This is a genomic window from Bradyrhizobium sp. Ash2021, assembly GCF_031202265.1.
In the GTDB taxonomy this organism is placed as follows: Bacteria; Pseudomonadota; Alphaproteobacteria; order Rhizobiales; family Xanthobacteraceae; genus Bradyrhizobium.
The window spans coordinates 649,255-658,289 of the sequence record NZ_CP100604.1; the positions used below are offsets into that span (position 1 = coordinate 649,255).

Annotated in this window: 11 protein-coding genes and 1 pseudogene; 5 read left to right on the forward strand and 7 right to left on the reverse strand. The window is 59.1% G+C overall.

The window, feature by feature from the left end:
• Nucleotides 1-54 precede the first annotated feature (54 nt).
• The 5 genes and pseudogenes from NL528_RS03135 to NL528_RS03150 form a co-directional block, all read right to left on the reverse strand.
• Complete coding sequence (locus NL528_RS03135; RefSeq protein WP_309181262.1) at nucleotides 55-837, reverse strand: hypothetical protein; 783 nt, start codon at nucleotides 835-837, stop codon at nucleotides 55-57.
• Complete coding sequence (locus tag NL528_RS03140) at nucleotides 834-2,021, reverse strand: integrase arm-type DNA-binding domain-containing protein (protein WP_309181263.1); 1,188 nt, start codon at nucleotides 2,019-2,021, stop codon at nucleotides 834-836. Before NL528_RS03140 ends, NL528_RS03135 begins: the two co-directional genes overlap by 4 nt.
• A gap of 734 nt (nucleotides 2,022-2,755) precedes the next feature.
• Nucleotides 2,756-2,920 (reverse strand): annotated as a pseudogene (locus NL528_RS46925) (DUF1330 domain-containing protein); the annotation flags it as partial.
• A gap of 170 nt (nucleotides 2,921-3,090) precedes the next feature.
• Nucleotides 3,091-3,558, reverse strand: a complete 468-nt coding sequence (locus tag NL528_RS03145) for a hypothetical protein (RefSeq protein ID WP_309181264.1) — start codon at nucleotides 3,556-3,558, stop codon at nucleotides 3,091-3,093.
• Between the two features lie 108 nt (nucleotides 3,559-3,666).
• On the reverse strand, nucleotides 3,667-4,620 hold the full coding sequence (locus NL528_RS03150; RefSeq protein WP_309181265.1) for an NAD(P)H-binding protein: 954 nt from the start codon (nucleotides 4,618-4,620) through the stop codon (nucleotides 3,667-3,669).
• Nucleotides 4,621-4,699: 79 nt separating this feature from the next.
• Here NL528_RS03150 and NL528_RS03155 point away from each other — a divergent pair, with 79 nt between their 5' ends.
• Nucleotides 4,700-5,287 carry a TetR/AcrR family transcriptional regulator gene (locus NL528_RS03155; RefSeq protein WP_309181266.1) on the forward strand — a complete coding sequence of 196 codons (588 nt, stop codon included), beginning with the start codon at nucleotides 4,700-4,702 and terminating at the stop codon, nucleotides 5,285-5,287.
• Between the two features lie 196 nt (nucleotides 5,288-5,483).
• On the opposite strand, the gene NL528_RS03160 is transcribed toward NL528_RS03155, so the two are convergent.
• A complete protein-coding gene (locus NL528_RS03160; protein ID WP_309181267.1) occupies nucleotides 5,484-6,035 on the reverse strand; it encodes a helix-turn-helix domain-containing protein in 552 nt (183 codons plus the stop codon).
• A 72-nt stretch (nucleotides 6,036-6,107) separates the two neighbouring features.
• Here NL528_RS03160 and NL528_RS03165 point away from each other — a divergent pair, with 72 nt between their 5' ends.
• From NL528_RS03165 to NL528_RS03175, 3 genes are all read left to right on the forward strand, one after another.
• Nucleotides 6,108-6,350: a DUF2798 domain-containing protein gene (locus NL528_RS03165; RefSeq protein ID WP_309181268.1), complete on the forward strand. Its 243-nt coding sequence runs from the start codon at nucleotides 6,108-6,110 to the stop codon at nucleotides 6,348-6,350.
• 81 nt (nucleotides 6,351-6,431) lie between these two features.
• On the forward strand, nucleotides 6,432-7,358 hold the full coding sequence (locus tag NL528_RS03170) for an SDR family NAD(P)-dependent oxidoreductase (RefSeq protein ID WP_309181269.1): 927 nt from the start codon (nucleotides 6,432-6,434) through the stop codon (nucleotides 7,356-7,358).
• Nucleotides 7,359-7,443: 85 nt separating this feature from the next.
• A complete protein-coding gene (locus NL528_RS03175) occupies nucleotides 7,444-7,716 on the forward strand; it encodes a hypothetical protein (RefSeq protein WP_309181270.1) in 273 nt (90 codons plus the stop codon).
• 114 nt (nucleotides 7,717-7,830) lie between these two features.
• Here the strand turns inward: NL528_RS03175 and NL528_RS03180 are convergent, their stop codons facing one another.
• The gene (locus NL528_RS03180; protein ID WP_309181271.1) at nucleotides 7,831-8,370 is read right to left on the reverse strand and encodes a helix-turn-helix transcriptional regulator; all 540 of its coding nucleotides are present in this window, start codon (nucleotides 8,368-8,370) and stop codon (nucleotides 7,831-7,833) included.
• Between the two features lie 123 nt (nucleotides 8,371-8,493).
• Here NL528_RS03180 and NL528_RS03185 point away from each other — a divergent pair, with 123 nt between their 5' ends.
• Nucleotides 8,494-8,946 (forward strand): hypothetical protein, encoded by a 453-nt coding sequence (locus NL528_RS03185; protein WP_309181272.1) that lies wholly within the window; start codon nucleotides 8,494-8,496, stop codon nucleotides 8,944-8,946.
• Nucleotides 8,947-9,035 lie beyond the last annotated feature (89 nt).

The window sequence follows — 9,035 nt, forward strand, 5'->3', positions numbered from 1 at the left end:
GCAATTATTCGGACCAAATATCCGGCTAATTCTGATCCACCACGACGATCGTCATTAGTTGTCGAGGTCGGCGTTGATTTTATCGCGCCGCGTTTTCAGCCGTTGAAGAGTAAAGACGGGCAAAGGTTTCGGCACAAAATCGGGGGGTAAATGGGGCACCAACAGACGGATGGCGTCGACAAAGGTGCCAAATCGACCGTTCTTCTCGAGTGTCAACTTCCCGCCGACAGTCGTTGTGGAATTGTACAGATCAAAAGCGAAATCTTGAAATATTATGTCCTTCACTCCACCGGGTTTCTTGCCCCGCTTGCGTGGCTGTGACTTCTGATGGAGAAGTCGTGGCTGAGGCTTGCACGCTACGAGGCTGAACAGGGAAGCAAATTGGTATGCTGTTTCTCGCAAGCCGGCCAGCCCTCCGCTGGATATGCTGCCAAAGATGAACTGCCCCTCACCGTTCAAAACGCTCTCTATTAGCTGACGTTCCTTAGGAGTCAGCTCGTCGAGTGCGTAATGGACGTCCAGAGCAGCACGCAGCAGCGTTGCGCCTCTCTTATTTGCCAGTCCCCCGTTAGCCAATCCATTCCGATCGTGCGCAGTCTGCACGTCCATACAGACACTATCGAAAAAGAACTGGTACTGTTCTGCCGGCACGTGAGCCATCTTAGCCAGCCGTCGAAGTACTGCATCCGGAACTGGCAATGCCTTTGTCGAAGGCGCTTTCTTCTTCGACATGCGACCAGTCAACCGTAGCTTAACGCTTGCTGCGAAGCCGACGCTGGTGGGAAGCGCAGGCATCGACCGCCATGCATGGATGGAACATTCTTCAATTGTTTTCATTGCTTCCGTCGGAACAGAATGATCCTATCGGTTTTTGAAGGCGAGCAATAGTCAGCCCAAGCATCCATTAGCTTCCGACGCTTCTCTAGGGCGTCACTTCGACGGTAAGCCTGCTCCGCCTTGTCCCCGATGACGTGAGCCAGCGCCGTCTCGGTGACCTCACGTGGGAAGCTAGATACGTTTCCCGCCCAATCGCGGAAGCTGGAGCGGAAGCCGTGGACGGTGGCGTTCTCAATCTTCATCCGCCGCAATATCATTTCCATCGCCATGTTTGATAGCGGCTTGCTGCGATTCTGCCCGGGAAACACAAAATCCCCCGTTTTGACCTTGGCCAATTGCTTGAGGATCGAAACGGCGCGGGGGGACAAAGGCACACGATGCTCGCGACCGGCTTTCATCCGATTGGCAGGCACCGTCCAGATTTTCTTGTCCAGATCGATTTCCGGCCACCGCGCACCCAATACCTCGCCGGATCGTGCCGCCGTCAGAATGCAAAACTCCAGGGCGAGTGCAGCAGTGGCTTCCCGCTCCCGCAATTGGCCAACGAAGGCTGCAACATCCTCATATGGCATTGCGGCGTGATGACCGCGCGCCAGCTTGGAAGGCTTTGGTAGTAGATGGTCGAGATGGCCCCGCCACCGAGCCGGGTTCTCGCCGGCCCGGAAGCCCTTGGCCTTCGCAGCGTCCAGAACCTTTTCAATCCGCCCGCGAAGCCGAGAAGCCGTTTCGGCCTTTTCTGTCCAGATCGGCTTGAGGACCGCCAGCACATCATCGGTCGCGATGCTGTCCACTGGCTTGGCGCGCAAGGGCGCGGCATAAGTCTCCAGCGTCGTTTTCCATTGGGCTTTATGCTTCTCGTTTCGGAAACCAGCAGATAAAGATTCGCGAACGCTATCCGCGATTGCCCCGAAAGTCGGAATGCCACCGTCCCGCTTGCGGTCATCAATGGGATTGATGCCTTTAGCCACTTTCCGACGGGCGGCGGCGGCCCGATCGCGCGCATCTGCAAGGTCCACGGCCGTCGCGCTGCCAAGGCCCATCTCCTTGGCTTTGCCGCGCCATGTGAAGCGCAGGACCCATTTGCGGGAGCTGGTGGGCGAGACAATCAAATAGAGGTTGCCGCCGTCGCTGTATTTGCCCGGCTTTGCAGTTTGAACCTTGCGCGCCGTGAGATTGCCAGCCATTGCCTCGCTCCGTTAGTCCCCAAACCGGTCCCCAAAAATAGCACGGCTCGGGACGAATTGAAACGGACGATGGCGAGCGGTAGTGAAAGAAAGTCCTATATTCACTCGGCTATTCTAATCAGCGGCGACTGTCGGCGAACGTCCAGAAGCAATAGTTAGTCGGACACTCTCTCCGCCAGCTCCCATTGATTCTAATAATATTTTTGACTTAGGATTAGCCCTCAAATGCGTGCCATCTTCTTTGTTTTTTATCTTCACGCCATGAGATACAGCGCGCAGATCAATTGATACAGGTCGATCCGATGCGCGTCGTAAAATAGGATATCAGGGCGAGCAAAACGGACTCTCTGAGGAGACGCCACGGTGGTTTGTGCTTAGTTTGTTGGCGGACCGGCTAGGTCATTGACACGCGCGGCGTCAGCTGGCTGCAGAGCCGGAATATTCGGGTCGGGGGCTCGAGTCGCTCCCCCGCTACGCTTTCCCACAATTTCCTACGCTGGCTTACGATCTCCGACGATTTGGTACTCCCGGTCTTAACGGTCTGCGCAATCCCCGCGTATTGCGCTTGGCTGCGGCCAGATCTGACGATCGACAGCTTTTGGCGCGCAAAGCGGATGTCCGGCGCGAGTTGTAAATCGCAGATGGGCCAGAAGCCGGCCTCCAACGGCGATCGACGTGTCAAGGCGAGCGGTCAAGCGGGATTGCGGCGCCATCAGTCGCACGCAGGTATTTTGTCAAATTCCGTCCAGAATAACCAGGCTGCCGCTCGTGCTATTGAGTCTAAGACCAATTATCTTTTGGTAGGCGGGCGATTCATACCAGCATTCTGCGGATTCTCGTGACGGGAATTCAACGATCACGGTGCCGGGATGCTCCCACTGACCTTCGAGCACTGTCGCCTTACCACCAGCAGCGAGAAACTGACCTCCAAACGGTTTGGCCGTGTCCCCTACCCTACTTGCTTTCGATACTCTGTAAACATCGCTTCATCGTGAACCGTCAACGTTACTATCAGGTAGGCTTTCAACTGAGACTCCTCCTAATACTCAACTAGTTGCCAAGCAAACGCTCAACGTGCGACGCGCATACTCGCCGCATAAGTGACCGCGCTCTGCGTATGTTGCCCCGCGGCGTTCCGCGCTTCGATAGCCTTGACCGAGTTTTCGAAGGCCCTCTCCAGCACGCGCCTTCCGATTGTTCCGAGCACGAAACCCAGCATTCGTCCCTTCAAGTTCTTGCCCTCCCGAATGACGACTACGTCAATATCGGTCGTGCCATTTGGCTGACGTGTGAAGGTGTAGGTGTGGCTCGACGCCCCGCCCCAGACATTGGAGTCGGTCGTCGTTAGGACGACGCGGTTGAGATCAGACCAATCGTAGTGCAGGCGTTCCCAAATCCCGCCAGAGCCCTCCGTGACGTCGGCTCCCGTGTGACTCCTGCGATGCACCTTGAGGTACTCGTCGGCGCTATTGCCAAAAAGTTTCGAACGTCCTGGTCCGAAATCGGTGAGCCCTTGGACGTATTGCTCGGGCGTCAATGTGCTTCTCTGATGGAGGTGAATTGTAGACATGTGTTGCTCCTTGTTGACAGCTTTCTGATGCCCCTCGCGGCGACTTGAAGAACCAAAGAAAGCGCTCGGCTCGTGCTAAGGGTTGGGGACAAGAGGTTCGGGAGCCTTGCGCGCTACCAGCGCAGCCCCCGCCCGCTGCGGGGTTGAGTTCCGAAAGATCTCGATATTTTCGGCAAGCCATTGCGGCAGCGTTCTTGGAGACTTGCCGGTCAATGCCTCGACAGTCGACGTGGTCTCTCCAAGAGCGGATTCGCGGAACATCTGGTCCAACCCGACCAACAAATCGGCGACTAGTGGCGGGAGGCCGTCAGCTAACAGCGCGGCTCGCTGTTCCTCGGTCGATCGATGGTTGTAGATGACCGGGTGGCCAAGCAGGCTCGACAGTTGCTCAGCAACCTGCAGCATGGTCCAAGCCCGTGGCCCAGTCAGATGATAGGCGCGCTGCGACTCCGGGCTGAATTCCTCGAGCAACGCCACGCGCGCTACGTCGGCAATGTCGCGCGTATCGATAAAGTTCACGCGCCCCTCGCCAGCCGCGCCCGCCCAGGAGCCGGCGGCGATTTGGCCTGCCGAACGTTTGAGGATGTCGACGTATGCCGAGGGCCGCAAGACGGTCGACGCCACCGGCTGCTGAGCCAAATGTGCCTCGATCTGCATATGCCAGGCAAAGGGATTGAGGCGAGATGCCGGCCCCAAGGCGGAGAGTTTGACAATATGGCGGACGCCGGCAGCGACGGCGGCGTCGATCAACGCGATCTCGTTGGCCACTTGCTGTGGCGACGTGCCATGCGAAACGAACAGCCGATCGGCACCACGAAGTGCCTCCTGAAGCGAATGCGGCTGATCGAAATCGATCGCGGCGATGCTGATACTTGCGGGCAGTTGAGCCGCGTCAGGCCGCCGGGTCAGCACGACGATATCGACCGGATCGGGAGCAAGGAGGCCGGTCAGCGCCGAGCCGACGCGCCCCGTTGCACCCGCTATGGCGAGGCGCGGCTTGCGCGGTGTCGATTGGATTTTCCTGGACATGTCAAAGCTACCCTTGTATCTTGGAACGATCAGTCCAACATATGTGGAATGATCGTTCCAAGATGTCAAGGAGGTGTTTATGAGCGGCAAGCCGCAATTCGATGAAGTTGCCGTGATCGCTGCGGCAATCGAGGTTTTCTGGCGCAGTGGTTATGCGGCCGCTGCTGTCAGCGATCTGACGGAGGCTACGGGTTTGTCGCGTTCCAGCCTCTACCGGCGATTCCACGACAAAGACGGCTTGTTCCAGGAAGCCCTTGAAGCTTATACGCAGCGTGTCTTGCGGCGCATGAATTCGGCCAAGGCTGATACCGCGCGCGGGCGATTAAAGGCGTTGCTGCGTGCGTTCTTGCCGGACAGATCCCGGCCCGCTGGCTGCCTGATCGGGCGAAGTTGTGCCGAGATCTCGGCGCTATCCAAAGAAGGACAGGCCGCCACGCTGGCAGCAGCGGCACGTCAGCGTGAAATTTTGGCAGGCCTTCTGCGTGAAGGCGTGGCGGCGGGCGAGTTGGCCGAAGAAACCGATATCGATGCGATGGCGTGGTATTATCTGGGTGTGCTGCAGGCCGTACTGAACTTCCCGCAAGCGGGTGCTGATCCGAGCATGCTCGATCGTATGATCGACGCCGCAATGTCGGTTTGGCCTGGCACTCCTCTCAGCGACTCCTGACCTGAAGATCACGGATTCACCTCCGGTCTGCTTGCAAATCTCGGACGGGGTCAAAAGCGAACGGGCGGGGAGGGGACCTTTCGGCGCGACGCGGGCATTCGGCGAAACGTGATTTCCGAAAAGGACAAGGGCGACATCCCACGATCGGATTGGAGCCGAGGCCTTTGTTCCAAGGGTGCATAGTCCACTTCGGAGGCTATTTCCCCTGCCGCGCGCTTTCGAGCAGCGTCATGCAGGCCTCGAGACAGGCTGCGGCGATCGCGCGTCCAAGCGGACTCGGCTTCTTGTTCAACAGCCGATGCATCACCACTCCGTGCAGCATCATCATGACCGGGTAGGCGACCTGCGCGGCCCTGCCTTCATCCACTCCAGCGCGCACGATATGAGCGGTGTATCGTTCGATTTCGCTCCCCTGCGCATCCTTTGTGACTCGCTCCATCCAGCCGCGCCCGTACAGCAATTCGTAATCTCTGGGGTGGCAGGTGCCGAACTCGAGATGTCGCGCACAAGCGTCCCGGAAATCTCGCGATTTTGCGAGGTAAGCCGAGAAACGCTGAAAGGCGAGAGTGCGCAGGGCCGCCAGCAACGCCTCCCGATCCGCGTAGTAACTATAGACCGTCGGCGTCGTCGTGCCCGCTTCCGCCGCCACGCCGCGGATCGTGACGGCCTCCTCGCCGCCCGACTGCCACAGAGCGTCGGCGGCCTTCAAGATCCTGTGAGGCAGTTCGGGATCGGCGGTTCGCGGCATCGAGCCCCTTTGCTTTTACGTTGTATAAGTTATACGTCGTCTAAATAATATCCCGTTTCCAGGAGCAAGCAAATGGCCCTTCCGCCGAAACTGATCGGACCTGTTATCTCAATGATCACTGGCCTGATTACCTCGACCAGCATGTCGTTCGTTGGTCTCGCGATGAACTATGGCTTCCAGGCCGATTTCGCGGTGCGCTGGCTGAGGGCCGCGGCAACGAGCTACGTCCTGGTCGTGCCGATGTTGGTGATCGTCATCCCGCGGATCCAGCGCTTCGTCATGCGGCAGGCCGGGTTGCAGCCGCGCCAAGGTTAGCTCGCCGCACGGCAAGAAACACCGGCGCAGGCCGAAACCGCAACTTGTCTTTTGAAATAACCCGAGGTCAGCGATATGACGATGAAACAAAAGCATGACAACCCCATTCTAGTGACCGGTGCAGCCGGCGCTGTGGGCGGCATCGGCCGCAACCTCACCGAATTCCTGCTCGCAAGGGGACACAAGGTGCGCGCCTTGGTTCGGCGTGAGGACAAGCGCGCCGAAGCCCTACGGCAGCTCGGCGCAGACGTCGTACAGGGCGATCTGACTGACCTCGCCTCGATGCACCGCGCCGTCGAAGGTTGCAAGCGCATCTATTTCGGAATGTCTGTGTCGGCGGCTTACCTGGAAGCCACGATCAACACCGCCGCGGTGGCGCGCGACCACGGCGTCGAGGCTTTCGTGAACATGTCGCAGATGACGGTCTCGCAGATGAGTATCAGCGAGACCACCGACAGTCCGCAGCACAAGCTGCACTGGCTGGCGGAGCAGGCTCTGTCCTGGTCGGGGCTGCCGGTCGTAACGATGCGGCCCACCGTCTTCCTCGAGGGCTTTTTTCTTACGCTCGCCGGCGGCGTGCGGGCTTCCGACGAGTTGGCGCTCCCGATGGGCGACGGCAAGACGTCGCCCATATCGGCAGTCGATGTGGCCCTTGCGGTTGCAGCAATCCTCGACGACCCGGCACCGCATATCGGACAAATCTACGATCTGACGGGACCCGAATCGGCCGATCTGGACCACTATGCGCGCGCTTTCTCAGAGGCGCTCGGCAGGCCCATCCGATATCGCGATGTCCCGCTCGCGGCGTGGAGCGAAGGCCTTCGGCGGATGCGGTTTCCCGAACACGTCGTCAACCATCTCTCGGCCATGACCGAGTTGAACAGGCAGGGGCGTTACGACCGCTTGACGGACACCTTCTACAAGCTCACCGGCAAAGCGCCGACGAACATGCGCGATTTCGTGAAGCTCCATGCCGCCGAGTTCGAGCAGCGGGGCACGCCTGAGTAATGCCGTTCCTAGAAAAGCGCCACCGGACAGACGAAAAATATCCTCTATCGACCAGGTCAGCCGCTTCCATGACAGGATCACCGAGATGAACGCTCCCAAATTATGGATTGCGGGCCTATCTGCGGCCGTGCTGGCGGTATCCGGCAGCTATCTGTGGCTCGAGGGCATGCCGACGAGCGTCATGAAGCCAGCCGCGAATAATCCCGCCGCCCGCCCCGTGCCTGTGACGACCGGTGTGGTGAAGGATCAGGAATTCGCGATTTCGCGCGTAGGATTAGGCACTGTCCAGGCCTACAACACCGTGACTTTAAGAGCGCGCGTCGATGGTGAGGTGCAAAAGATAGCGATCGCGGCCTGAGACCGAACGGGTCCCGGCTTCTCACCGCGCTCCCGGGGAAAGTGTTTTTACACGGCCAAGACCCGTTGCGGACATTCCGAGGAAAACCGAATCCCCCGTTTCCGGCATACGGCCTCACAGCAGCTTTGCCAGCACCGCGACCAGTTCTGCCTGCCGATGCGCGCCGGTCTTGGCAAAAATGCTCTTGAGCTGGCTCCGCGCGGTTTCCTTTGCGATCCCCAATTGATCGGCGACTTTTTCCAGGGACTCGCCGAAAGCCAGTTGAGTCGCAAGCCGGGCTTCCGCCTCGGTCAGGCGAAATGCCGACCGCAGGGTCATTTCAGGCGTTCGAGGTCTGGTATCGGGATCGATCAGGATCACCATGGCCTGGCAATCGGCCAGCGCATTGGCAGTCGAATTCGAAAGTCTCGCCGGGTACGCAAGCAGCGGTCGGCGTGACGCACGAGGCAACATGATCGGAGCGGAAAGCCCGCCTGCCGAACGCCACAACAGCCCCTGAATGGCACGGTTCAAGGCCGTCGTCGCCCGCGTGTCTTTTGCAACCAGCTTGCCCCTTACAATCTGGACATCATCGACCAGGAGGAGTTCAGCCGACCGATTGGCCTTGAAGACGTTGCCATGGCGGTTGACCAGAACCACCGCAGTGCCGCTCATCTCAAAAGCTTCCAAGGCACCGGCGGCGGCGGAAGCGCCCAGTGCGCGAGCAATTGCGGCGCCGGTCGAAAGCCGGCTTGATAATCGCGCCAACTCGTCCTTCTCCTCTGCCGAAAACGGTCCTTGATCGATCGTTCGCTGGATTGCCACAGCCCACAGATCATCGCCGCAAGCGACCTTGACGCCGGCGTACCAGCGCAGGCGATGTGGCGCGAGGAATTCCTGGTAGAATGGATGTTTGGCTATCGCATCTGCGCTATGGCCGTCGAAGTCATCCGCGACCCCGCGCTTCGTAATGATCGGAATGGCGCGCATTCGCTCATCCCGCAGATGCCATCCGTCCCGAAAATACTCGTCCATCGCTCCGGAAATCGTTTCGGTAAACGGGACGTTCCGAAGTACTCCGCCCGTGATGGGCATCATGAGCGCGCCGCGGCTCCCGGTGGCGAAAGCAACGGAATCGAGCGCCTTCACCCAGCGCATGGGGTCAAGCCCTGCCTCGACGAATTCCCGCTCGGCGGGCTCAAAATTCCAAGCGGGCAAGGGATCTCCCGTACAACGAGCGTGAATCCGTAGCCTCCCAGAAATACCCTTGAGTCGACTGGTTGGCAATAAACCATCTCGAAATTGCGGCCCCCTCCTTAACCCAAACGGGTGAAGACTTC

Excerpts from the sequence above, each read along its gene's own strand:
- NL528_RS03150 (WP_309181265.1), bottom strand. The coding sequence starts at position 4,620 with ATGTCCAGGAAAATCCAATCGACACCGCGCAAGCCGCGCCTCGCCATA.
- NL528_RS03165 (WP_309181268.1), top strand. The coding sequence starts at position 6,108 with ATGGCCCTTCCGCCGAAACTGATCGGACCTGTTATCTCAATGATCACT.
- NL528_RS03155 (WP_309181266.1), top strand. The coding sequence starts at position 4,700 with ATGAGCGGCAAGCCGCAATTCGATGAAGTTGCCGTGATCGCTGCGGCA.
- NL528_RS03135 (WP_309181262.1), bottom strand. The coding sequence starts at position 837 with ATGAAAACAATTGAAGAATGTTCCATCCATGCATGGCGGTCGATGCCT.
- NL528_RS03180 (WP_309181271.1), bottom strand. The coding sequence starts at position 8,370 with ATGAGCGGCACTGCGGTGGTTCTGGTCAACCGCCATGGCAACGTCTTC.
- NL528_RS03175 (WP_309181270.1), top strand. The coding sequence starts at position 7,444 with ATGAACGCTCCCAAATTATGGATTGCGGGCCTATCTGCGGCCGTGCTG.
- NL528_RS03160 (WP_309181267.1), bottom strand. The coding sequence starts at position 6,035 with ATGCCGCGAACCGCCGATCCCGAACTGCCTCACAGGATCTTGAAGGCC.
- NL528_RS03170 (WP_309181269.1), top strand. The coding sequence starts at position 6,432 with ATGAAACAAAAGCATGACAACCCCATTCTAGTGACCGGTGCAGCCGGC.
- NL528_RS03140 (WP_309181263.1), bottom strand. The coding sequence starts at position 2,021 with ATGGCTGGCAATCTCACGGCGCGCAAGGTTCAAACTGCAAAGCCGGGC.